Genomic DNA, 23629 nt, shown 5'->3' on the forward strand with positions numbered 1-23629 from the left:
AGACGGGTCAGGCTTATAGCAATCACGGGGTGTTGTCCAGCGGGAATGCCCTGTTTTTGCGGCCTCCTGGGCTTTTGGGGGGCCCTTTGCCCCCCCTTTGCGCGGTTTTGGGAATCAAGCGTCGCCCATGGCGTTCATGAGCAGAAGGATCTGGCCCGGCGTGAGTTCCTCGGGGCGACAGCGGGGCGAAAGCCCCTGGGACTCCAGGAAGTCTCCCGCCCCGGGGGTGAGGTCCGCCCCCAGGATGCGTCCCAACTGCTTGCGCCGCATGGAAAAAATGCGCTTGATGAACCGCGCCAGCCGTCCGGGCTCGCGGGGCCGTTCACTGACGGGGCGCGGAGTGAAGGCCACCACGGCCGAGTCCACCTTGGGCCTGGGCGTGAAGACGTTGGGCCCCACCTTGAAGAGCTTCGCGGGCGTGACGAAGCTCTGCAGCCATACCGAGAGCCCACCGTAGTCCCCCGTCCGCGGAACCGCCACGATGCGCTCGGCCACCTCCAGCTGCACCATGAACACGGCCCGCGCGAAGCGCTGCGCGAGCCAGGCCAGGTCCCACATGATGGGCGAGGCCACGTTGTAGGGGAGGTTGCCCACCACGCGCACGCGGGGCAGGCGGTCCAGGCGGTCCCAGGCGAAGCGCATGGCGTCGGCGTTCACCACGCAGAGCCCCGGGAAGCGCAGGGGCAGCTCCGGGGCCAGGTCGCGGTCCTTTTCCAGGGCCATCACCCGCCCTGCCCCGGACACCATGAGAAACCCCGTGAGCGCGCCGCGACCGGGGCCGATCTCCAGCACCGCGTCGCCGGGCTCCACGCCGAGCGAAGCCACGATCCGCCGGGCCACGTTGGGGTCCGTGAGGAAGTTCTGCCCGAGGCTCTTCTTGGGCCGCCCCCCGAAGCTCCCGGAGGCGGCCCCTCCTCGAACGCCCTGGGCGGTCTTTTCCTTGCGCGGCCTCACGACTGGCTCGCCGCCAGGGCCTGGTCCAGGTCCGCCATGATGTCGCCCGCCGTCTCCAGGCCCACGGAGATGCGCACAAGGTCCGGCGTGACCCCCGCGTCCAGCTGTTCCTGGGGCGTGAGCTGCGAATGCGTGGTGGAGGCGGGATGGATCACCAAGGTCTTGGCGTCCAGGATGTTGGCCAGATGCGAGCAGAGCTTCACCGAATCGATGAATTTGCGTCCGGCTTCGATGCCGCCCTTCACCCCGAAGCCGAACACCGCGCCCGGCCCCATGGGGAAGAAGCGCCTGGCGCGCTCGAAATCCTGGTGGCCGGAGAGCCCGGCGTAGTTGACGAAGCTCACGGCCGGGTGGGTCGCCAGGAACGAGGCCACCTTCATGGCGTTTTCGCAGTGGGTGCGGGCGCGCAGGGGCAGGGTCTCCACGCCCTGGAGGATCAGGAAGGCGTTGAGGGGCGCAAGGCAGGCCCCGGTGTCGCGCAGGAGCCCGCAGCGGATCTTGAGGGTGTAGGCCATGCAGCGCAGCTGGTCCTCCTCGAGCCCGCAGAAGCTCTTGAAGAAATTCACGCCGTGGTAGGTGGGGTCGGGCTCGGTGATCTCGGGGTAGCGTCCGCCAGCGACCCAGTCGAACCCGCCCTTCTCCACGATGGCCCCGCCGATGGAATTGCCGTGGCCGCCGATCATTTTGGTGAGCGAGTAGACGCACACGTCGGCCCCGAGGTCGAAGGGGTTGAGGATGGGCGGCGGGGAGACGGTGTTGTCCACGATGAGCGGCAGTCCCCGGGAGTGGGCCACGCGGGCGATGGCCTCCAGGTCGTCCACGTTGCAGCGGGGGTTGCCGATGGACTCGGTGAACACCAGGCGAGTGTTATCATCGATGGCCTGGGCGAAGTTTGCGGGATCGGCGGACTCCACGAAGCGCGTCTCGATGCCGAAGCGCTTGAGGGTGTGGGCGAAGAGCGTCACCGTGCCGCCGTAGAGGTTGGACCCCGCCACGATGTTCTGCCCCGCCTGGGCGATGGACGTGACGGCGTAGAATATGGCGGCCATGCCCGAGGCCACGGCCAGGGCGGCAGTGCCGCCGTGCATGGCCGCCAGGCGCGTCTCCAGCACCTCGTTGGTGGGGTTCATGATGCGCGAATAGATGTAGCCCGCCTCCTTGAGGGCGAAGAGGTCGGCCGCGTGGTCGGAATCGCGGAAGGTGTAGGAGGTGGTCTGGTAGATGGGCACGGCCCGGGACCGGGTCTGGCTGTCCGGGGTCTGCCCGGCGTGCAGGGCCAGGGTCTCGATGCCGGGTTTCCTGGTGTTCATGGCTGGCTCCTTGATGGTCGTGACCCATTCTCTACCCGCCGCGCGGGGAAAAGAAAAGAGTGTTGAACCCCGATGCCGTCCTCGGCTAGTGTTCCGTTCCATGGGCATCTTCAGGAAACTCATCTCCGCCATGGCGGGCAAGGACGCAAGCATGGACAACCACGCCCGGGACGAGGGCTGGCATCTTCCCGAGCGCAGCCGCGACGAGCTGCGCCACCTCTTCCAGCAACTCGACAAGCCCGTGAACCTCCACGCCTTCACCCGCGAAGGCGAAAACGACGTGTTCAACCACTTCCTGCTGGGTTTCCTGCGCGACCTGGCCCGGCTTTCCGAGCGCATCCTGGTGCATGAGCACGTCCTGGGCGGCGAGGAGGCCCTGCGCCACGGCGTCACCCACTCCCCCACCGTGCTCGTGGCGCCGGAGCGCCTGCGCGCGCGCTTCGTGGGCGCGCCCCTGGGCGAGGAGGGCCGCACGTTCCTGGCGGTCCTTCTCATGGTCTCGCGGGGCGATTCGGGTCTCACCGAGACCACGCGGGAAATCCTGGCGGGGCTCACGGAAGAGCGCGTGGCCAAGGTGTTCGTCACGCCCACCTGCCCCTACTGCCCCGGCCAGGCCGTGCACGCCTTCCGCTGCGCCCTGGAGCGGCCGGACCTTGTGGAGGCCTGGTGCGTGGAGATCGGCCAGGCCCCGGACCTGGGCGAGCGCCACCGCGTGGGCAGCGTGCCCCAGACCAACTTCAACGGAGTGCTCGACGTGCTGGGCCTTGAACCCGAGGAGCGCTTCGCGGCGGAGCTCGTCTCGCTCAAGGAGCAGCGCGAGGCCCCCCGCCCCGCCCGCTACAAGCCCGGCGAGACGGTGCGCGTGGACCTCTTGATCCTCGGGGCCGGCCCGGCGGGGCTCACGGCGGGGATTTACGCGGGACGCGCGGGCCTGAGCTCCCTGCTGCTGGAGCAGGGGGTGATCGGCGGGCAGGTGTCGCTCACGCCCGTGGTGGAGAACTACCCGGGTTTCGCTAACATCGCGGGGCTGGCCCTGGTGGAGATCATGGCCGCCCAGGCCAGGCTCTACTGCGAGATCGTGCACGGCGAGGCCACGGAGTTTGCCCTGGAGGACGGCGTGGTCCGCGCGCGGGCGGCCGGACTCCAGATCGAGGCCCGGGCGCTGCTGGTGGCCACGGGGGCCACGTGGCGAAAGCTGGAGGTCCCCGGCGAGGCGGAGTTGTTCGGGCGCGGGGTGAGCCACTGCGCCACCTGCGACGGCTACTTCTACAAGGGACGCCGCGCTCTGGTGGTGGGCGGGGGCAACACGGCCGCCACCGACGCCCTGCACCTGAAGAACCTGGGGGTGGACGTGGCCCTGGTGCACCGGCGCGGCGAACTGCGCGCGGAAAAGCACCTCCAGGACTCACTGGCCCGCGAAAACGTGCCCCAGCTCCTGCACCGCACCGTGGAGGCCGTGATCGGCCAGGACCGGGTGCGTGCGGTGCGTCTGCGCGACGCACTGACCGGCGAGACCTCCGAGGAACCGGCCGACGCGCTCTTCGTGGCCGTGGGCCAGACGCCCAACACCGGAGCGGCCGTGCGCCTGGGCTGCGCCCTGGACGCCGACGGCTGCATCGTGGTGGACAAGGCCATGCGCACCAGCGTGGAGGGGGTCTACGCGGCAGGCGACGTGACCGGAGGCGTGCGCCAGATCGTCACCGCCGTGGGCCAGGGGGCCACGGCCGCGCTCACGGTCTTCGAGGATCTCAAGCGGCGCGAGGCCCAGGCCAAGGCCTGATCCAGCGGAGCGTGCGGCGCGCACGGGGGAACCAGCCGCCGGGCGCGCCGTGAAGGACCGCAAAGGGCCTTCCGGCAGGCCGGGCGCGCTCCATCGCCAACGCGCCGCTCAAACTGTCCCTGCCTTCAGCACTAGTGGGGGCTGCGATGGGCATGCGCGCACGCGCGCAGGGCGTCCAGGGCCTCGCCCACGGTGAGCGCGGCGAGAAGCGTCCAGCAGAGGGCAACGGCTGCAGCGCTGCCCAGCCTGTCCCAAATGTGCATGTCATTCATGATAGGTACTCCCTAGATCGGGCGGGGCCGCAAACCGTGCGGCCCGCCCTAGTTAGCCATCTAACAAACCTTCCCGGACCTGTCGAGGCTCATCGATCGCGCTCCGGCCATGACTACTTCGTCACGGTGGTGGACTTTTCCCAGCTTTTGCTCGTGCCGCCGGGGCCGGTGACTGACTTGTCCTTGGTCCAGGTGTTGGTGTTGCTGTCCCAGTTGCCCGAGGACTGGGTCTGCACGGAATTGTCGCGCGGCCCGGTGGTGGTGGACGAGCGCTGGTAGCCGGTGGCGGTCCGGTTGGCGTTCACGTCCTGTGTGACGCTGCGACCGCCCTGCCCCGTCACCGACGACTTGCGCTTGTAGGCCCATGCGTCGCCTCCCGACAGGACGGCTATGCTCAAGAGCAAAAGGGCGGTGGCGGCCAGGCTTTTCATGACGCGTTTCATGGTGGTCTCCTTTCCCTTGAGGGGGATTGTTTCCCTGAAGGCAACGAACGGGCCAGGGGCGCAACTCGCAAAAAGGATCAGCAATGCCGGAGAGCTAAGGCGGCGGCAGTCCCAAAAGGTTCAATCGCCGGATATGACGGGACGTCAAATCGACGATATACCACCACGGGCGGCTTGCTTTTCAAGTCTCGGAACGGAGGCGTGCGGTTACATCTTTCCGTCGGGAAGCGAACAAATCGTTCCCGAACGACTTCAGATCTTGGAAATCCCCAGTTTTTTCAGGCGGGAATCAAATGTGGAGCGGTTGAGCCCGGCCTGTTTGGCGGCCTTGCTCACGTTCCAGCGGTGGCGCTCAAGCAGGCTCGCGGCGTAGGCGCGCTCCATCTCCTCCCAAGTACAGGCAGCGAGATCCGGCGTCTCGGCGTCCCTGGGCATCTGGGTCTCCGGCGAAGCGGCGCTCACGTGGGCGGGCAGGTCCGTGGCCTCGACCACCTCGCCCTCCACCACGGTGAGGATGTATTTCACCACGTTCTCCATCTCGCGGATGTTGCCGGGCCAGCAGTAGTCCAGGAGCAGCTCCCTGGCCGAGGCGGCGAGGCGCTTGGCCGGGATTCCCATGCGGCGGCAGTCGGCCTTGAGGAAGTAGTCGAGCAGTTCGCCCAGGTCCTCCCTGCGCTCGCGCAGGGGGGGCAGGTGCAGGGGGAGCACGTTGAGGCGGTAGAAGAGGTCTTCGCGGAATTCGCTCTCGGCCATGGCCTGCTGAAGGTTCTTGTTGGTGGCCGAGATGATGCGCACGTCCACTGTGCGCGCGGCCGCCCCGCCCAGGGGCTTGATCTCGCTGTTCTGGATGAGCCGCAGGATCTTGGCCTGGAGCGAGGGCGCCATGTCGCCGATCTCGTCGAGAAACACCGTGCCCCCCGAGGCGGCTTCGAAGAGGCCGGTTTTGTCGCGGTCGGCGCCGGTGAAGGCCCCTTTCTTGTAGCCGAAGAGTTCGCTCTCCAGGAGCGTTTCGGGGATGGCCGAACAGTTCTGCACGTGGAAGGGCTTGTCGCGGCGGGGGCTGGACTGGTGGATGGCCTGTGCGAACAGCTCCTTGCCCGTGCCCGATTCGCCGGTGATGAGCACGGGGAAGTCGGTCCTGGCGTAGGAGTGCACTTTTTTCATGGCCTCCTGCACGGCCGGGGAGCGCCCCACGATGGGAGGAGCGCCCTTGAAGCGCTCCAGGGCGGTCTTGAGGCCCCGGCATTCGCGCTCCTTGTGCTCGAAGGCCAGGGCTTGGCCAAGGGCGATGGAGCCGATGCCCACCAGGTGTTCGAGCACCTCCAGGAAGTCCTTGCGCAGGTTGAGGCGGCTGCCCTGGGCCGAGGTGTCGATGAGCTCCAGCGCCCCGTAGACCGTGCCGTCGCGCAGGATGAGCGGGTAGCACAGGATGAGCGTGCTCTTGGCCGCGAGGCCCTGCTCCAGATCCTTGTAATGGCGGGGGTCCTTGAGGGGTTCGGAGATGGTCATGCGGGCGTTCTCGATAACCCAGCCCACCACGCTGGCGCGGCCCGTGGGAATCTCCACGCCGAGAATCCGCTCGCTCTGCTCCCCGGCGGCCTCAATGCACGCGATGGTCTCGCCGCGCTTGACCCAGAGCGAGCCGCGCTCCACGTTCTGCACGGCCAGCAGCGCCTCCAAGAAACGGCGCTGGAAGGCCCCGGGGGCCATGTCCTCGAAGATGGAGCGGGTGAAATCCAGAACCTTGGCGAACATGGGGTCTCCGGATCGGACGGGGATGCGGTCGTGTTCTTAGTCCTTCGTGTCCGATACCAACCGGAAGCGCCAGGAGCAATACGTGTCCTGCGGGATCGGGTCCGGCGGGCAGGCGATGCATTCACAGCGGATGCGGGGGTCCACGAAGCGGGCGAAGCCGGAATACTCCGTCACGCCCGCCGAGCGGCAGGGATAGTCGGCCAGGCCTTTGCGCCGCCTGGCGGCCTGCACGCGGCAGGTGACCGTGCGCAGCACCAGGGCCTCGGGCTCGCGCTCGAAGGCCACCTCGTTGACGATGCTGCCGAAGCGCATGCGCAGGGCGGCCTCCAGGGCGTCCAGGCCGCCGCCAGGGACGAGCTTCAAGAGGGCCGACCAGCGGCGGGCCTCCAGGGGGGCGAAGCGCGCCCAGCAGGTGTCGTTGACGCGCTTGGCCGCGTCCATGCCCTCCAGGGACTCCACGGCCTGGAACCACACGCCGTCCATGCCCAGCCAGAGCTTGGCCAGGGTTTCGCGCAGGGCCGCAAGCTGGGCCTCGTCCAGGGTCGCGAAGGGGTTGCCCTGGTGTCCCAGGCGCTTGAGGGCCATCTCCGACACCAGGCCGCCCGCGTGCTCCTCGGCCTTGAGGGCCTGTTCGATGCCGTGCTGGTGGACGGTTTCCGCGAACCAGAGGCCGTGGTGGGCGGCCATGAGCCGGATGGTTTCGAGGATGGAGGCGGCGAGAAGGTCTTTGTTTTCCGACATGGGCGCTCCTGGGGTGGTCCGGGGAACGCCTGCCGCGCGCGACGGTCGATGCGCTGGCCCCGCGCGCAAGCCCATACACCGGAGCGCCGCCGAAGGCCAGGACAGGCTCCGACGGCCGCGGGCTTCCTGGAAGCTCCGCCCAGCGCCCCCCCATCCGCTCCGGACGGACGGGCCAAATCCGCCTGCTGTGCGGCCCGGTCCGCATGGTCGCCCGCCCAGCCGTCTCCCGCAGGGCGCGCACCGTTGAAACGCGGAGCCGCTGCCGCCTACTGCACGGCGCTTCCCGCGTGGACGGCCTGGCGGTGGGCGAATTCGGCATGGGCGAGGAGCGCGTCCTCCACTTCGCCGCGCGGAAGCTTGGTGCATCGGCAGAGGCTGTCGATGCAGCCTCCCAGGGTGTGCTCGTCCACGGCCTGCCGGAAGGTGAGCCCGGCCACGGCCATCCAAAAGCTCAGCAGGTGGCCCCGCTGGGCCACGCAGGTGCAGTCCCAGACCTTGCGCAGGAGCCCCTGGAGCAGGCGGTTGGCCCGGGGTGATGTGACATGAAGCCTCGTGCGCACCAGCACCTCGATCCACCTGCCGTAGGCCACCATGCCAGAGGCGGCGAAGGCGTCGATGTCCTCCAGGGGGACGCGGGCGAAGATGGTGTCCATGGCCCTGGCCGCCTCCTGCCAGCGCTGTCCGTCCAGGGCCACTTCCAGTTCGAGAAGTCTCAGCGTGATGTCATGATCCGGCATGATGTCCCCGTGCACGCAGGGTGCTTCGTGCGCAATGCCGCGCCATCGGCCCACGGTCATCGTCGCGGAACGTGCCGTCGATTGCGGCTGAGAAGACGTTCGGGACGAAGGGGCAGACGCGAGTGCACCAGGATTACGCCCAATCGCGGAGGGGGCGAAGGTAGGAACCCCCTACTTCCGCATACTTAAAAACCCAAACCTCCTCTTGGGGATGCACGGTCATGGATTCGCACGCACCACGATACGCAACACACTGCCATGAGAACACGAAAGCGCCCCGTCCGAAGGCGGACGGGGCGCAGTAGAGGTCAACCATACGCTGTCTTGATCTGTTGATGCGAAATTCGGCTTTGCCTTGCCTGTAGGGCTGTGCGGATTCTCCGCTGAGTGTGCCTGGACTGCGTTTGCGTCCTTCGGCTTCTTGGTGCCCTACCCTGGTTTCTGCTGTTCTTCGTCAGACTGGCCCAATGGACTTCCCTCCGTTCGGGTTGATCCGTCTGTCGCCTTCGTACGATTTCAAAATAATCCTCGTCCCCATGGTTGTCCAGTGCGTTTGAAAAAAAATTCTTGAATTGGTGAACAACGCGAAAAAAAGCGCCCCGGCCGTTTCCGGCCGGGGCGCTGCATGTCTCAGGTTATCGAAACGTTTCGTTTGGTCTGTTGTTTGAAAACTGAGCGTGCCTCATCTGTAGAGCAGTGCGGTTACTCCGCTTAGTTTGCCCGGATCAATCGTTTTTCGTATCCTGGGCCGAGGCTGCTCTACCTGGTGAAATGCTGCTGTTCATCCGACTGGCCCAACGGTCTTCCCTCCGTTCGGGTGAATCCAACAGTCGCCTGGGACACGATTACTTTATAGGCCCCTGCGGGCCGATTGTCCAGTGGGGCGTCTCGAAAAAAACACGGCCCCCTGCCGCGTTGCGGACAGGGGGCCGAAAGAATTAAGGAATTTTTCCTGGAAAGGATCAGCCCCGCGCGAATTTGCGGTACTTGATACGGTGGGGCTGTTCGGCCTCCTTGCCCAGGCGGGCTTTGCGGTCGGCCTCGTACTCCGAATAGTTGCCGTCGAACCACACGGCCTTGGAGTCGCCCTCGAAGGCCAGAATGTGCGTGGCCACGCGGTCCAGGAACCAGCGGTCGTGGCTCACGATGAGGGCGCACCCCGCGAAGTTCAGCAGGGCCTCCTCCAGGGCGCGCATGGTGTTCACGTCCAGGTCGTTGGTGGGTTCGTCCAGGAGCAGCACGTTGGCCCCGCTCTTGAGCATGCGCGCAAGGAACACCCGGTTGCGCTCGCCGCCCGAGAGCACGCTCACCTTCTTCTGCTGGTCCGGCCCCGTGAGCCCGAAGCGCGCCACGTAGGCCCTGGAGTTCACCTCGCGCCGCCCCAGGGGGAAGGAGTCCTTGCCTTCGCTCACGGCCTCCCAGACGGTCATGTCGTCCTTGAGGGCGTCGCGGGACTGGTCCACGTGGGCCACGCTCACGGTGTCTCCCAGTTTGATCTCGCCGGAATCGGGCTTCTCCACGCCCGTGAGCATGCGGAACAGGGTGGTCTTGCCCGCGCCGTTGGGGCCGATGATGCCCACGATGGCCCCGGGGGGGATGAGGAAGTTCAGGTCCTCCACCAGGAGCCTCTCGCCGAAGGCCTTGGCCACGCCCAGGGCCTCGATCACCTTGTTGCCCAGGCGGGGTCCGGGCGGGATGAAGATTTCGAGGTCCTTGGCGGCCTTTTCGGATTCCTGGGCGGCCATGGCCTCGTAGGCGCTGATGCGCGCCTTGCCCTTGGCGTGGCGGCCCTTGGGGCTCATGCGGATCCACTCCAGCTCGCGTTCCAGGGTTTTCTGGCGCTCGTGCTCGGCCTTTTCCTCGCTCTTCAGGCGCTCCTGCTTCTGCTCGAGCCAGGAGGAGTAGTTGCCCTTCCAGGGGATGCCCCGGCCGCGGTCCAGTTCCAGGATCCAGCCGGCCACGTTGTCCAGGAAGTAGCGGTCGTGGGTGACGGCGATGATGGTGCCGGGGTAGTCGTGCAGGTGGTGTTCGAGCCAGGCCACGGTCTCGGCGTCCAGGTGGTTGGTGGGCTCGTCCAAGAGCAGGATGTCGGGCTTCTTGAGCAGGAGGCGGCAGAGCGCCACGCGGCGCTTCTCGCCGCCGGAGATCACCTTCACGGGGGTGTCGGGCGGGGGGCAGCGCAGGGCGTCCATGGCCATTTCCAGGCGCGAGTCGATGTCCCAGGCGTCCAGGGCGTCGAGCTTCTCCTGCACCTGGCCCTGGCGTTCGATGAGCGCGTTCATGGCGTCGTCGTCCATGGGCTCGGCGAACTGGGCGTTGATCTCCTCGAACTCGCGCACCAGGGCCATGGTTTCCGCCACGCCCTCCTCCACCACCTCGCGCACGGTGCGCTCCTCGTTGAGCAGGGGCTCCTGCTCCAGGTAGCCGATGGTGTAGCCGGGGGCCAGCACGGTCTCGCCCTGGAAGTCCTTGTCCACTCCGGCCAGGATGCGCAGGAGCGAGGACTTGCCCGAGCCGTTGAGGCCCAGGACGCCGATCTTGGCCCCGTAGAAGTAGGACAGCGAGATGTTCTGCAGGATGGGTTTCTTCTCGTGGAATTTGGAAACCCGGATCATGGAATAGATGATCTTGTTCGGTTCGTTGCTCATGGTCTGGTCACGTCCGTGGTTGGAGCCCCCGGTCCGGCGCGCGGCCCGGGGGACGTTCATTTTCGTTGCGTTGTCGAGGCGGCCCCGGTCAGGGCCTCGGGAAGGCCAGGCGCGCCGCCGCCAGGTCCAGGGCGGCGTGGCCCACGCCCTTGTAGAGCACGGGGCCGGACAGTTCAAGACGCGCCTCCACGGCCTCCAGGGGCGTCACCCGGGAGAAGTCGATGTCGGCGCGGAGCAGGTCTCCCGCCTCGGCGCGCGCGGCGGCGAGGTCGTCCACGAAGAGGCTGCAGCGGCGCACCAGGGCTTCGGGGATTTCGGCCCGCTCCGGCTGGAAGGAGCCCACGGCCGCCAGGAAGACATCATCGCGGACGCCCTCTCCGATCACGGGCTCCGGGCTCGATGTGGCCGTGACCACCAGCGCGGCCCGCTCCAGCACGGCCGAGGGCGAGGCCACGGCCTGGGCCTCGGCCCCCAGGGCGCGCAGCCGGTCGGCCAGCGCCTCGGCCCTGGGCAGCGAGCGCGCGGCCACGTAGACCTCGCGCACGCCCAGCACCGCGGTGAAGGCCATGGCGTGGGCCAGGGCCTGCACGCCCGCCCCCACCACCAGGAGCGGACCTTCCGGGTCCGGTGCCAGAAGCTGCGCCGCCAGGAGCGAGGCCGCCGCCGTGCGCCGCGCGGTCACCTCCGGGCCGTCCAGCACGCCCAGGCGCACGCCCGTGGCGGCGTCCAGGGCCACCACCTCGCCCTGGATGAGCGGAAGGCCCCGGGCTGGGTTGCCAGGGGAGACGCTCACGAGCTTGGTCACGGCCAGTTCGGGGTCGGAGGCGGGCATCACCAGGAGCGTGCCGCCTCCGGGCAGGGGCAGGGCCAGGCGTTCGGGGGCGTGCACCAGGCCCCGGGCCTTGCGGGCCAGGACGGCGGCGACGGCGTCGGCCAGGGGCGCCCAGGGGAGCAGGCGCGCCGTGGCGGCGGCGTCGTGGACGGTGAGGGTCATGGGGCTCCTCGGCCGGAGGCTCCGGCGCGGCTGCCCGGCGCGCGGCCGGGGCTCAGAGTGATTCGCCGGAGGCGGCCACCACGCGGTCGCGCCCCTGGCGCTTGGCCTCGTAGAGGGCGTCGTCGGCGAGGCGGAAGGCGGTGTCCAGGCTCATGCCCGGGCGCAGCTGGACCACGCCGAAGCTGATGGTCACCTTGATCTTCGAGCCCTCCCACTCCGGCTCCAGGCCGCGCACCACGTCCAGGATTTTTCCGGCGGCGGCAAGGGCGTCTTCCTGGGGGGTGTCGGAGAAGAGCAGCATGAACTCCTCTCCGCCCCAGCGGGCGCAAAGGTCTTCGGCGCGCAGGTTGGCGCGCATGGCCCCCGCCACGGAACGCAACACGTGGTCGCCCGCCGCGTGGCCCCGGGAGTCGTTGATACGCTTGAAAGTATCCAGGTCGCCCAGGGCGATGGAGAAGGGAACCCCGCGGCGCATCATGCGGGCGTACTCCACGTCCAGGCGGTGGGTCATCTCCCAGCGGTTCACCAGGCCCGTGAGCACGTCGGTGCGGGCCAGAAGCTCCAGGCGCAGGGAGAGATCCTTGAGCTGGGACTGGTAGGAGTCGCTGATGCTCACGGTTTTGGCGAAGCGCCGGGCCAGCTTGGCGTGGAGCTGCGCGAAGCGTTCCAGGCGTTCGCCCTGCTCGGGGTCGCTGGCGGCGGCCTTCGCGGCCAGGGCGCGCATCTCGCGCACGGTCTCCTCCTCGGCGGGCGTCAGGCGCGCCGGGGGCTTCGCGCCGACCGGCGCGGGCGTGCCGAAGGAGGGACGGCTCTCGCTCCCGGCGCGCAGGGCGTCGTGCCCTGCCTGGACGCACTCGGGGCACAGGGCCTGGGCGAAGAGGGTGTCCACGTTGTCGCGCAGGAAGGTTTCGATCTGACGCCAGTAGTCGTCGTCAAGTCGTATCTTGCGGCACTGCACGCAGATGGGCAGCGTGAGTTCCTGGAGATGGCGGACCTTGGCGGCCATGCGCTCCATGTTGGAGGCCATCTCGCGGATCTGGAGCTGGTAGGTGTCGCTGATGCGCAGGGTCTTCTCGAAGCGGCGCACAAGTTCCCCGTGGGCGTCGGCCAGTGCGGCCAGGCCCCGGGCAAGTTCCTCGCGGGAGGCTTCGCCCTTGAGGAGCGCGCGGGCGCAGACTGCCGGCGCGTCGCCTTTGGCGGGCTTGCTGCGTCTGGCGGCCATGGCCCCTAGGACTCCACGGCGACTATGGCGAAGGGGAAGGTGACTTCCTCCTCGAATTCGTGGGCCAGGTCCAGGGCGCGGGGATTGGCGGCGTCGTAGCGCCATTCCACGCGCACGGGCGCGCCCTGCCCGTGGGCTTCCTCCAGCAGGTCCAGGATGTCCAGCATGCACTTGGTGCTGCTGCTGTTCATGTAGCTGATGTCGATGACCACCGAAAGGCCATGGCCCGCGCCCAGGCGTTCCTTGAGCCAGATCATGACCGGTTGGTAGAATTCGAAGGAATATTCCGGGTAGGACTCCCCCTCCATGCGCAGGACGGCCTCTTCGGGCTCGAAGCGGATGAGCGGAGAGGTGTGTGTTGCCGGGATGTCCAGAGACTGCATGCCCCTACTCCTTGCAGGATACGTAGGCGGTGAGGCTGAAGAAGGCCATGGCCCCGTCCATGTCGCTGACCGCGTACGTCATTTTTTCGGTGGAACGCCTGGCCATTTCCAGGATGCCGAGCCCTGCTCCCAGGGCCTCGGGGGGCGTCGCGCGGCGCATTTGCTCCTTGTAGAGCTTGCGCAGGCCCGCGGCGTCAAGGCTGTTGACGGAATCGATGGTCTCCGTGAGGGCGGCCACGTCTTCGCGGTGCACCACGTTGCCCGAGGTGACGGCGTAACGGCCGTCCTTGCGGGCGATGGTGATGATGGCCGAACTGGCCTCGTCGGAGGGAATATCGCGCACCTTGTTGTAGTTCTTCACGTTCTGCGCCAACTCGATGAAGATGGCGAACACGTCCAGCACGGCGGCCTTGGTGAGATTCTGCGCCGTGAGGTGGTTGCGCACGGCGATGCCGATCTCGTCGATGATGCTGTGGGAGAACGGCCCGTTGAAGCAGATCATGATGCCTGCCTTGCCGAACGCGTCGCGAATCCTGAACAGATCCATGCCTTGCTCCGCCGCGCGGCCCGGGCCGCGCCACTTCTGATGATGTCTCCCGAACCGTCGTCACGCGCCCGTGCGGTCCAAGCTGAAACCGACGACGGTGATGTCGTCACGCTGCTTGCGCGAGCCCCGATACCTTTTCAGGGTCTCTTTGAAAAGCTCCGCCTGGGCCTCCAGGGGCGTGGCGGCGTTCGCCAGGAGCATTTCCCTGAAACGCTCGGCCCCGAACCCGTAGCCCTGCTCACCGCCGCCCTCGTCCAGAAAGCCGTCGGTGGTGGCGTAGAAGCGCATGCCTGGTTCAAGGGGGATCACGTGGTTCACGTGCTCGCTGCGGGGCTTGCGGCCCCTGTAGCCCAGGTTCTGCCGGTCCCCGCGCACTTCTTCCAGCGCGGCGCCCCGCAGCACGTGGAGCGAGATGCCCGCCCCCGCGAAAACCACCCTCCCCCTGGCGGGCTGGCACAGGCACAGGGCCATCTCCAGCCCGCAGTCCAGGGCCTCCCCGCCCTGGCGGTCCATGCCCATGGTGGCGCGCAGTTCCCGGTCGGTCTCGGCCAGGATGCGCGCCGGGTCGTCGGAGCAGACCACGCTGACCACGTGCCCCAGAACCGCATGCACCGACATGGACATGAACGCCCCGGGCACGCCGTGGCCGGTGCAGTCCATGACGCCGATGAGGCAGCCCTCCTCCACCTCGCGGAAATAGTAGAGGTCGCCGCCCACGATGTCGCGGGGCAGGTAGAGGGCCATGTGTCCGGGGAAGGCCCTGTCCAGGGCCTCCCTGGGCGGCAGGATGGAGCGCTGGATGGCCTGGGCGTAGCGCAGGCTTTCGAGCATGCGCTGGCGGGAGCGGTCGAGGTGCTCGTAGGCCGCCGTGAGTTCGGCGGTGCGCTCCTGGACCTTGCGTTCGAGGTTGCGCGTGTGGTCGAGCACTTCCCCGGCCATGCGGTTGAAGCTGGCCGAGAGCCTGCCGATCTCGTCCTGGCGGGTTACGGGGAGGGTCTGGCCGTAGTTGCCCCGGGCCATCTCGGCCGAGGCCTCGGTGAGGGCCGCCAGGGGCTTGATGACCATGCGCCCCAGCAGGAACGTCACCGCGCCCAGCACCACCACCAACGAAAGCACCGTGAGCGCCGCCAGGGGCCTGAAGAAGCCGCTGCCCGCCGCGCGCGAGATGTCCACCAGCACCAGGCTGTACCAGCCCAGGTCCGGCAGGGCCGTCATGGCCGCGAGGCGCTCCGTCCCGTCCAGGACCAGGGGGAAGCGCTCCACCACGGAGGCCCCGGCGTCCAGGCGCTGCAGGGCCGCCTCCACGGCGTTGCCCCCCGGGCCGTGGCCCAGCAGACCCTGAATGGTGATCTTGCCCGCGTCGGAGGTGGCGCGGGCGTTGTGCGTGACGATCTCCAGGTCCGGGTGGGCCTGGATGGCCCCGGCGCGGTCCACCACGATGGTGGAGATCTCGGATTCGCTCTGGCTGACGATCTCCCGGAAGAACTCGGTGATGTCGATGCCGCTGCCAGCGATGCCGACCTTGGCGCCGTCCGGCCCGCGCAGGACGACATTGATCCAGACCTTGATGGAGTTGAAGGCGCGGTCGTAGTCCAGGTTGAGGGCGTAGTCCTCCACCTGGGCCATGGAATAGAAGAACCAGCGGTCCTTGGGGTCTTCGCGGTTGAGGGTGATCATGGCGAGGCCCTGGTCTGGTTTGGTACCGTCGAAGAACCAGTAGTGTTTGGTGCGCTCGACAGCCAGGAAGTAGCTTTTGTCGCGCAGCAAGGTCCGGTAGTTTTCCAGTTGCGCGCGGGCGGCCTCCTTGACGGCGGGGTCGGCTTCGTTCAGGACGAAGCGCCCCACCAGGGCGTCCCGGGCCAGGGCTCGGGCCAGCGCCACCTCGCGGTCGATGACGGAGGCGATCTTGTTGCGCTCCAGCAGGGCCTGCTTCACGGCCAGGCTTCCCGCGAACCCGGTGACCACCTCCCTGGACGTCACGGCCAGAAAGGCAAGCACCACGCAGAGCGTGGCCAGAAACAGGCCTGCCACGGCCAGGTTGAGCCTGGACCTCAGGGACGTGCGGACGGAGACTGACGACATGCTGCACCCCGGTGGCTGTTCGTGACGGCCCGGAGTAATCCCTACCGGGCGCGGAGCATAGTGCCCGCGCCTCGGGGCCTTGTCCAGACTTGGCGGGATACGGCTGGAGCGATCGCGCCGGGACGGACGCGCGGCCCCTCGCCCTGCCGACGCGCCCGAGCCTCCAGGGGCTCCCGCCGTGCCCCCTTGAAGACGCTCCGGACGCAGGTCCGGGACGAACGCCCCGGACCTGCACGGGTGCCGTCTAACACGTTTCCGCCGTGGGTGCACTACCCTCCGAACGAACCGCCCATGCGGCGCTTGAACCATCCCTGGAGGTCGTCCAGGTAGGTGTAGGCCACGGGGGTGAGGTAGAGCGTCACCACCTGGGAGATGGCCAGGCCCCCGGCCACGGCCAGGCCCAGGGGCTGGCGGGCGTCGCCGCCCGCGCCGTAGGCCATGGCGATGGGCATGATGCCCGCGACGGCGGCCACGGTGGTCATCATGATGGGCCGGAAGCGCGTCACGCAGCCCTGGAAGGCCGCCTCGCGCGAGGTCTTGCCGGTCTTTTCGGCCTCGATGGCGAAGTCGATGACCATGATGGCGTTCTTCTTCACGATGCCCATGAGCATGATCACGCCCACGAAGCCGTAGAGGTCCAGTTCGCGGCCGAAGGCCAGCAGTGCCAAAAGCCCGCCCAGGGCCGCCGAGGGCAGGCCCGAGAGGATGGTCACGGGGTGGACGAAGCTCTCGTAGAGCACGCCCAGGATGATGTAGATCACCACCACCGCCAGGAGCATCAGGAAGGGCACGCTGGAGGCCGATTCCTTGAAGGCCGTGGCCTGGCCCTCGAAGGTGCGGCTCACGGCCCCGGGCAGCTCGCGGTCGGCCAGGGTCTCGATGGCGGCCACGGCGTGGGAGAGCGAATAGCCCGGCGCGGTGTTGAAGGAGATGGTCACGCTGGTGAGCTGTCCGGTGTGGTTCACGGTGATGGGCCCCACGCCTTCGTCCATGGCCACGAGCCCGGCCAGGGGCACGAGCTTGTCCTTGTTCTTGTCCTTGTTGTTCTCAAGGTCGGGCTGCACGTAGAGCTTGGAGAGCAGGTCCGGGGAGCGCTGGTACTCGGGCTCCACCTCGATGACCACGCGGTAGGTGTCGGTGCTGGCGTAGATGTTGGAAATCTGGCGCGCGCCGTAGGCGCTCCAGAGAGCCGTTTCGATGGCCTTGGCCGAGACGCCGTAGCTTGCGGCCTTGTCGCGGTCGATGCGCATGAACACCTGCGGTCCGTCGATCTGCATATCGGAGTTCACGTCGCGCAGTTCGGGCAGGCCGCGCATGAGTTCCTCCATGCGCCGGGCCGCCGCGTAGAGGCTCTGGGTGTCGGGCGAGAGCAGCGTGAACTGGTAGAGCGCCCGTGTGGAGCGCCCGCCGATCTGGATGGCCGGGGGATTGAACATGAAGAGCCGCAGGTTGGTCACCTGGGAGAGCGCGCCGCGCAGCTGGCCCAGCACGGCGTCGATGTCGTCCTTGCGCTGGGAGGCGGGTTTGGTGAGCGTGAAGAAGGCCGCGTTGTTCATGGAGGTGTTGGGGCCGCCCACGCCCACGATGCCCACCACCTTGTGCACGTTGGGATTCTCCGCCACGATCTTCGTGACGTTGAGCACGCGCTCCTTCATGGTCTCGAAGGAGGCCGACTGTTCCGCCTGGGCGTAGCCGTAGATGAAGCCCGTGTCCGTGGTGGGGATGAAGCCCGTGGGCACCCTGGTGAAGAGCCACAGGGTGAGCCCCAGCACCGCGAAGCTGGCCAGGAGCACGGCGAAGCGGTGTTCCAGGGCCAAGCGCAGGCTCTTCTCGTAGGCCGCCTCCAGGGCCTTGAAGATGCGCCCCGAGTGCCCCACCCTGCCCTCGCGCAGGAACCGCGAGCAGAGCATGGGCGTGAACGAGAGCGTCACGAAGCCCGAGACGAAGATGGCGATGGTGATGGTGACGGCCAGCTCGTTGAGCACGCGGCCCAGGATGCCCGCCATGAACATGATGGGCACGAAGACCACGGCCAGCGAGAGCGTCATGGAGACGATGGTGAAGCCGATCTGGCCAGCGCCGTCCAGGGCCGCCTCCATGGGCTTCTTGCCCATCTCCATGTGGCGCACGATGTTTTCGAGCATCACGATGGCGTCGTCCACGATGAAGCCGATGGCCAGCGTGAGGGCCATGAGCGAGAGGTTGTCCAGGGAGAAGCCGAACTGCTTCATCACCGCGAACGTGCCGACCACGGCCACCGGCAAGGCCAGGCAGGCGATGAGCGTGGCCCGCACGTTCTTGAGGAAGGCGAACACCACCAGCACCACCAGGGACACCGAGAGGGCCATGGTGAACTTCACGTCCTCCACGGACTCCTTGATGGTCTGGGAGCGGTCGTACATCACCTCGAATTCGATGGACTGCGGCAGGGTGGCCTGGATGGCCGGGAGCTGGTCGCGGATGCTCTCCACGAGCTTGATGGTGTTGGTGCCGGGCTGTCGGCGCACGGCGATGGTCAGGGAGGGCGACTGGTTGTGGTAGGAGGCGTTCTTGTCGTTGAGGGTGGAGTCCACGGCCGTGCCCACGTCGCCCAGACGGATGGGCTTGCCCGCGCGCCAGGCCACGATCTGGTCGATATAATGGCGGGCGTTCATGAGCATGCCCTTCACCTTGATGGTGAAGAGCCTGGCCTGCCCGTAGAGCGAACCGGTGGGCAGGTTCACGTTCTCGGCCTGGATGGCGTCGGCCACCTGGGAGATGGAAAGGTTGTAGGCGGCGAGCTTGTCGGGGTCCAGGCGCAGGCGCGGGGAGTAGGTCTGGTCGCCGTAGATGGCCACCTGGGCCACGCCCGAGACCATGGAGATGCGTTGGGAGACGTAGGTTTTGGCGTAGTCTGTGAGCTTGTGCAGGGGCAGCGTGGCCGAGCGCATGCCGATGAAGAGCACCGGGGCGTCGGCGGGGTTCACCTTCTGGTAGGTGGGCGGGTTGGGCAGGTTGGGCGGCAGGTAGCCCGAGGCGGCGCTGATGGCGGTCTGCACGTCGGAGCCCGCGCCGTCCATGTTGCGGCCCAGCTCGAACTGGAGAACGATGGTGGTCTGGCCCAGGGTGTTCACCGAGTTCATGGAGGTGACGCCCGCGATGGTGGCGAACTGCTTCTCCAGGGGCGTGGCCACGGAGGAGGCCATGGTTTCGGGATCGGCCCCGGGCAGGTTGGCCGAGACCTGGATGGTGGGGAAGTCGATGGCGGGCATCTCCGACACGGGCAGGGCGAAATAGGCCGTGAGCCCAAGGAACACCAGCCCCAGCGTGACGAGCGCCGTGGCCACCGGGCGTGTGATGAAGAGCCGTGTCACTGCCCGCCGCCCTTGCCCTGCCCCGCGCCAGCGGGCTTGTCCGGCGCCTGCCCCGCTTCGGAGGGCTTGTCCAGTCCGGAGCCCCCCTGCCCCGCCCCGCCCTGCACGAGCACCGCGCCGCCCGGGGCCACGCGCACCACGCCCTCGCTGATCACCGTCTCGCCCGGCGAGAGGCCCTCCTCCACGACGATGCGCGTGCGCTCCACCATGCGCCCGGTCTTCACGCGGCGCAGCTCCGCCGTGGACTTCTCCGTGACCACATAGACGAACGAGCCGTCCTGGCGGTTCATCACGGCGTCGAAGGGCAGCACGATGCGGCCCTGCTCCACGTCCAGGGTGGCCGTCACGTTGACGAACTGTCCCGGCCAGAGGGCCAGGTCTTTGTTGTCGAAGCGGGCCTGGAGGCTGATCATCCCTGTCTGCACGTCCACGGCGTTGTCGATGGCCGTGAGCGTGCCGAATTCCTTGAGGTCCTGCTCCTCCTTGGGCACGCGGGCCGACACGGGCACGGGGCGCGCCCCGAAGTGGCGGCGCACCTGGGCCAGGTCGCCCTCGGTGACGGAGAAGCGCACAAACACCGGCCGCACCTGGTTGACCGTGAAGAGCGAGGTGGTGTTGGCGGTGACGATGTTGCCGGGCTTCACCTGCTGGTAGCCCGCCACGCCTTCCAGGGGCGAAAGGATGCGGCAGTAGCCCAGGTCGATGCGGGCCGAGGCCAGGGTGGCCTGGTCGGCCTTCACCTGCTGCCAGGCGGCCTCGAAGTCGGCCTTGCGCTGGTCGAAGTCCTCCTGGCTGACCACCTGTTTGCGGATGAGCTCCCGATAGCGCAGGTAGTCGCGGGTGGACTGGTCGGCCTTGGCCCAGTCGCGCCCGAGGGTCCCCACGGCCTCGTCCACGCGGGCCTGGAAGGGCTGCGGATCGATGGAGGCCAGCTGCTGGCCCTCGCGCACCCAGTCGCCCTCGGCGAAGTGCATGGCCAGGAGCTTGCCCGTCACCTGGGGGGTCACGGTCACGGTGCGCATGGCCGTCACGTGTCCCACGCCGCGCACCGCGAGGGGGGCGTCCGCCAGCTCGGCCCGGACCACGCCCACGGGGGCGGGACGCTGGGGCGGGGCCACCTTCTTCCTGTCGCACCCGGCAAGGCAGGCCAGGCACAGCGTCAGGGCCAGCAGCAGGGGCAGGACGGTTCTGGGCATGCGTTCCCTCCGGCGGACAATGCACCGGGAATTATCCCCTTTCGCACACGGCGTCCAGAAGCGCGGCCCCGCACTTGTGGTTCGCGCCCGCGCGGGCTACAAGACGCGCAAAGAAGCGGCCCCGGGGGGCCGCATCGCAAGCCGGAGCACCGGAACCTCTTCGCTTATGGGCAAACTGATCTCTCTCCTGCTGTTGATCGTCCTCGTCGGCCTGGGCGTCGGCGCCTATCTTTTCACGCGCGACATGGCCGCCCCTGAAGTCTCCCTCACGCCGGAGCGCGCGGCCACGGGGGCCAAACGCGAGTTCACCCTCCAGGCCAGGGACCAGGCCTCGGGCATCAAGACCGTGAAAGTCTCCGTGCTCCAGGCCCAGAAGGAGACCACCGTTCTCCAGAAAACCTTCGACCCGGCCCCCGCCGAGGTCCGCGAGGCGTTCACCCTGGAGCAGGCCGGGCTGCGCGAGGGCCAGTTCGACATCATCGTGGTTGTCACGGACAAGTCGGTGTTCAACTTCGGGGCGGGCAACACCACGCGCGTCACGCGCACCATGGCGCTCGACAACCGCGCCCCCGTGATCTCCGTGCTCTCCCAGGCGCACCACATCAAGCAGGGCGGCGCGTGCGGCGTGGTCTACCAGGTGAACAAGGACGTGGAGCGCTCCGGCGTCTTCGTGGGCGATCGCTTCTACCCCGGCTACAAGCTGCCCAGCGGCAACTACGCCTGCATCTTCGGCTTCCCCTGGAACATGGACATCAAGGCCTTCCAGCCCAGGCTCTACGCCGAGGACCAGGCGGGCAACGAGCGCGCCATCAGCTTCCGCTTCAACGCCAAGCCCACCAAGTTCAAGCACGACTCCATCAACATCGGGGACGACTTCCTGCAATCCAAGATGCCGCAGTTCGAGGCCATCTACCCCGACATCAAGGACCCGATACAGCTCTACGTGAAGGTCAACCGCGACCTGCGCAAGGAGAACGTGGCCAAGCTGGGCGAGTTTGCCAGGAACTCCGCGCCCCAGATGCTCTGGGAGGGCGTGTTCCTGCGCCTGCCCAACGCCGCGCCGCGCGCGGGCTTCGGCGACGGCCGCACCTACCTCTACAAGAACCAGAAGATCGACGAGGAAACCCACCTGGGCGTGGACCTGGCCTCCCTGGAGAACGCCCAGGTGCCCGCCGCCAACTCCGGCCGGGTGATCTACACGGGCTTCTTCGGCATCTACGGCAACGCCGTGATCATCGACCACGGTTGGGGCCTGCAGTCCATCTACTCGCACCTCTCCCAGATCACCGCCAAAGAGGGCGACACGGTGCGCAAGGGCGACATCATCGGCAACACCGGGGCCACGGGCCTCGCCGCCGGCGACCACCTGCACTTCGGCCTGATCCTGGGCGGCATCGAGATCCAGCCCATCGAATGGTGGGACCCCCATTGGATCAAGGACAACATCACCGACAAGTTTCAATAGCCTTCCCAGAAGGCCTCCCGGATGGTATGGATGCGCATCCATACGTCCGGGAGGCTTCATGCGCGCCCAGCTCCTCAAATCCTTCGGCGACACGCCGGACTTCCAGGCCGCCGACATCCCCGTCCCCGCCGTCACCCCGGGCCACGTGCTCGTGAGGGTGGCCGCCTCGGGCGTGAACCCCATCGACCTCAAAATCCGCAAGCTCCGGCCCGCCTTCGCCCCCCAGCTGCCCGCCGTGCTGGGCATGGACATGGCCGGCGTGGTGGAGGCCGTGGGCGACGGCGTTGCCGACTTCGCCCCCGGCGACGCCGTGTTCGGCTGCGTGGGCGGCGTGGCCGGGCTCCAGGGCACACTGGCGGAATACGTGTCGGCCGACGCCCGGCTGTTGGCGCGCAAGCCCGCCTGCCTCTCCATGGTCCAGGCCGCCGCCCTGCCCCTGGTGACCATCACCGCCTGGCTGGCCCTCTTCGACCGCGCCCGCATCCAGCCCGGCCAGCGCGTGCTCATCCACGCCGGAGCGGGCGGCGTGGGCCACGTGGCCGTGCAACTGGCCCGCGCCTTCGGGGCGCGGGTGGCCGCCACCGTCTCCGGGCCGGAGAAGGCCGCCCTGGCCGAGCGCTTCGGCGCCCAGGACATCGTGGATTACCGCCGGGAATCCGTGGAAGCCTGCGTGGAGCGCCTCACCGGCGGCCAGGGGTTCGACGCCGTGTTCGACACCGTGGGCGGCAAAACCCTGGACGACTCCCTGCGCGCGGCGCGCGCCGGGGGGACCGTGGTCTCCATCAACACGCGCTCCACCCATGACCTTTCGCCCCTGCACGCCAAGGGGCTCACGCTTTCGGTGGTGTTCATGCTCCTGCCCCTGGTCACGGGTCAGGGCCGGGAACGCCACGGGGAGATCCTTCGCCGGGCGGCCGCCCTGGCCGAGGAAGGAAAGCTCACGCCGCTTCTGGCCGCCCGGCGCTTCCACCTGGAGGAAGCGGCCCAGGCCCACGACTACCTGGACTCGGGCCAGGCCGTGGGCAAGGTGGTGGTGGAGGTGGCCTGAAACGGCCCGGCGGCCCCGGCGCATCGCGAACGACACCCCAAACCACGGAGACCCCCATGAGACTTCTCGCCACGGCAGCGCTTTTCGCCCTTCTCCTGGCCGCCCCGGCCCTGGCCCAGCAGCCCGGCCCCATCCCCAACCTGGTGGGCACGTGGGAGGCCGGCCCCTTCGAACTGCATCACAAGAGCCACGGTTTCATCATGAACAAGGGGCAGTCGGCCAAACTGGTGGTCACGGCACAGGAGGGCCGGGTGTTCCACGGCTCGGTGGAATGGGGCAACAAGGCGCCGGGCAAGGACACCTTCTCCGGCGTGATCGACAAGGACAACGTCACCTTCTACCTCGCCGGGCACGAAGAAGGACTGCGCCTGGGCAAGCTCGACGGCCCGGACGCCTTCACGTTCTACTACCTCGTCCCCGGCGGGAAGAACCCCAGGGCCGGATTCGTGGAATACAAACGCAAGAAGTAACGAAACCGGGGCCGCCGGAAACCCCGGCGGTCCCGGCATCGGAGCGACACCCCCGGCACGGGCCGGACGGCCCGTCTCATGCCGGGCATGGGAATGCGCGCCCCCGGCGCTCCGGGGACACCCCCGCCAACCGCGCCGCCGTGGGAGACCAAGCCCTCACGCAGGCAGGCCGCGCATCGGGCCTGCCATGTCCCGCGCGCCGCGCCGGAGCGCATTGCTGAACGGGCAG

General features: G+C 68.0%; 19 protein-coding genes. 4 read left to right on the forward strand and 15 right to left on the reverse strand.

All coding sequences use genetic code 11. The features are described from left to right. Nucleotides 1-114: 114 nt before the first annotated feature. Both rsmA and NNJEOMEG_RS00410 read right to left on the reverse strand, forming a co-directional pair. Complete coding sequence (gene rsmA / locus NNJEOMEG_RS00405) at nt 115-954, reverse strand: 16S rRNA (adenine(1518)-N(6)/adenine(1519)-N(6))-dimethyltransferase RsmA (protein ID WP_173080232.1); 840 nt, start codon at nt 952-954, stop codon at nt 115-117. Continuing rightward, nucleotides 951-2264, reverse strand: coding sequence for an O-acetylhomoserine aminocarboxypropyltransferase/cysteine synthase family protein (locus NNJEOMEG_RS00410; RefSeq protein WP_173080233.1), 1314 nt, complete (start codon nt 2262-2264; stop codon nt 951-953). Before NNJEOMEG_RS00410 ends, rsmA begins: the two co-directional genes overlap by 4 nt. Before the next feature lie 100 nt (nt 2265-2364). Between NNJEOMEG_RS00410 and NNJEOMEG_RS00415 the strand changes: the two genes are divergently transcribed. Further along, nucleotides 2365-4044 (forward strand): FAD-dependent oxidoreductase, encoded by a 1680-nt coding sequence (locus tag NNJEOMEG_RS00415; RefSeq protein WP_235956778.1) that lies wholly within the window; start codon nt 2365-2367, stop codon nt 4042-4044. 131 nt (nt 4045-4175) lie between these two features. On the opposite strand, the gene NNJEOMEG_RS00420 is transcribed toward NNJEOMEG_RS00415, so the two are convergent. The 13 genes from NNJEOMEG_RS00420 to NNJEOMEG_RS00480 all read right to left on the reverse strand — a co-directional run bounded on the left by NNJEOMEG_RS00420 (nt 4176) and on the right by NNJEOMEG_RS00480 (nt 20417). Beyond that, nucleotides 4176-4316, reverse strand: a complete 141-nt coding sequence (locus tag NNJEOMEG_RS00420) for a hypothetical protein (protein WP_173080234.1) — start codon at nt 4314-4316, stop codon at nt 4176-4178. Between the two features lie 113 nt (nt 4317-4429). Continuing rightward, on the reverse strand, nt 4430-4759 hold the full coding sequence (locus NNJEOMEG_RS00425; protein ID WP_173080235.1) for a hypothetical protein: 330 nt from the start codon (nt 4757-4759) through the stop codon (nt 4430-4432). 252 nt (nt 4760-5011) lie between these two features. Continuing rightward, nucleotides 5012-6514: a sigma-54 interaction domain-containing protein gene (locus tag NNJEOMEG_RS00430; protein WP_173080236.1), complete on the reverse strand. Its 1503-nt coding sequence runs from the start codon at nt 6512-6514 to the stop codon at nt 5012-5014. A 36-nt stretch (nt 6515-6550) separates the two neighbouring features. Continuing rightward, on the reverse strand, nt 6551-7255 hold the full coding sequence (locus NNJEOMEG_RS00435; RefSeq protein ID WP_173080237.1) for a DUF6125 family protein: 705 nt from the start codon (nt 7253-7255) through the stop codon (nt 6551-6553). Nucleotides 7256-7521: 266 nt separating this feature from the next. Further along, complete coding sequence (locus tag NNJEOMEG_RS00440) at nt 7522-7992, reverse strand: hypothetical protein (RefSeq protein ID WP_173080239.1); 471 nt, start codon at nt 7990-7992, stop codon at nt 7522-7524. A 962-nt stretch (nt 7993-8954) separates the two neighbouring features. Beyond that, nucleotides 8955-10640 carry an energy-dependent translational throttle protein EttA gene (ettA, locus tag NNJEOMEG_RS00445; RefSeq protein WP_173080241.1) on the reverse strand — a complete coding sequence of 562 codons (1686 nt, stop codon included), beginning with the start codon at nt 10638-10640 and terminating at the stop codon, nt 8955-8957. Between the two features lie 88 nt (nt 10641-10728). Next, the gene (locus tag NNJEOMEG_RS00450) at nt 10729-11634 is read right to left on the reverse strand and encodes a delta(1)-pyrroline-2-carboxylate reductase family protein (protein ID WP_173080243.1); all 906 of its coding nucleotides are present in this window, start codon (nt 11632-11634) and stop codon (nt 10729-10731) included. Nucleotides 11635-11686: 52 nt separating this feature from the next. Further along, on the reverse strand, nt 11687-12856 hold the full coding sequence (locus NNJEOMEG_RS00455; RefSeq protein WP_173080245.1) for a diguanylate cyclase: 1170 nt from the start codon (nt 12854-12856) through the stop codon (nt 11687-11689). A 5-nt stretch (nt 12857-12861) separates the two neighbouring features. Further along, nucleotides 12862-13239: a SiaC family regulatory phosphoprotein gene (locus NNJEOMEG_RS00460; protein WP_173080247.1), complete on the reverse strand. Its 378-nt coding sequence runs from the start codon at nt 13237-13239 to the stop codon at nt 12862-12864. A 4-nt stretch (nt 13240-13243) separates the two neighbouring features. Continuing rightward, complete coding sequence (locus NNJEOMEG_RS00465; RefSeq protein ID WP_173080249.1) at nt 13244-13786, reverse strand: SiaB family protein kinase; 543 nt, start codon at nt 13784-13786, stop codon at nt 13244-13246. A gap of 60 nt (nt 13787-13846) precedes the next feature. Then, complete coding sequence (locus tag NNJEOMEG_RS00470; protein WP_173080251.1) at nt 13847-15868, reverse strand: SpoIIE family protein phosphatase; 2022 nt, start codon at nt 15866-15868, stop codon at nt 13847-13849. Nucleotides 15869-16137: 269 nt separating this feature from the next. Beyond that, nucleotides 16138-19221, reverse strand: a complete 3084-nt coding sequence (locus tag NNJEOMEG_RS00475; protein WP_173080254.1) for an efflux RND transporter permease subunit — start codon at nt 19219-19221, stop codon at nt 16138-16140. Then, nucleotides 19218-20417 (reverse strand): efflux RND transporter periplasmic adaptor subunit, encoded by a 1200-nt coding sequence (locus NNJEOMEG_RS00480; protein ID WP_173080256.1) that lies wholly within the window; start codon nt 20415-20417, stop codon nt 19218-19220. The genes NNJEOMEG_RS00475 and NNJEOMEG_RS00480 overlap by 4 nt, the downstream gene beginning before the upstream one ends. A 166-nt stretch (nt 20418-20583) precedes the next feature. On the opposite strand from NNJEOMEG_RS00480, the gene NNJEOMEG_RS00485 reads away from it, so the two are divergent. The 3 genes from NNJEOMEG_RS00485 to NNJEOMEG_RS00495 are packed head-to-tail and all read left to right on the forward strand — an operon-like array spanning nt 20584 to nt 23400. Then, nucleotides 20584-21882, forward strand: a complete 1299-nt coding sequence (locus NNJEOMEG_RS00485; protein WP_173080258.1) for a M23 family metallopeptidase — start codon at nt 20584-20586, stop codon at nt 21880-21882. A 58-nt stretch (nt 21883-21940) separates the two neighbouring features. Next, the gene (locus NNJEOMEG_RS00490) at nt 21941-22930 is read left to right on the forward strand and encodes a zinc-dependent alcohol dehydrogenase family protein (RefSeq protein ID WP_173080260.1); all 990 of its coding nucleotides are present in this window, start codon (nt 21941-21943) and stop codon (nt 22928-22930) included. Nucleotides 22931-22986: 56 nt separating this feature from the next. Further along, entirely contained in the window at nt 22987-23400 is a 414-nt protein-coding gene (locus tag NNJEOMEG_RS00495) for a hypothetical protein (RefSeq protein WP_173080262.1), read from the forward strand. Nucleotides 23401-23629: the final 229 nt, after the last annotated feature.

It is taken from the genome of Fundidesulfovibrio magnetotacticus, from assembly GCF_013019105.1.
Lineage (GTDB): Bacteria > Desulfobacterota > Desulfovibrionia > Desulfovibrionales > Desulfovibrionaceae > Fundidesulfovibrio > Fundidesulfovibrio magnetotacticus.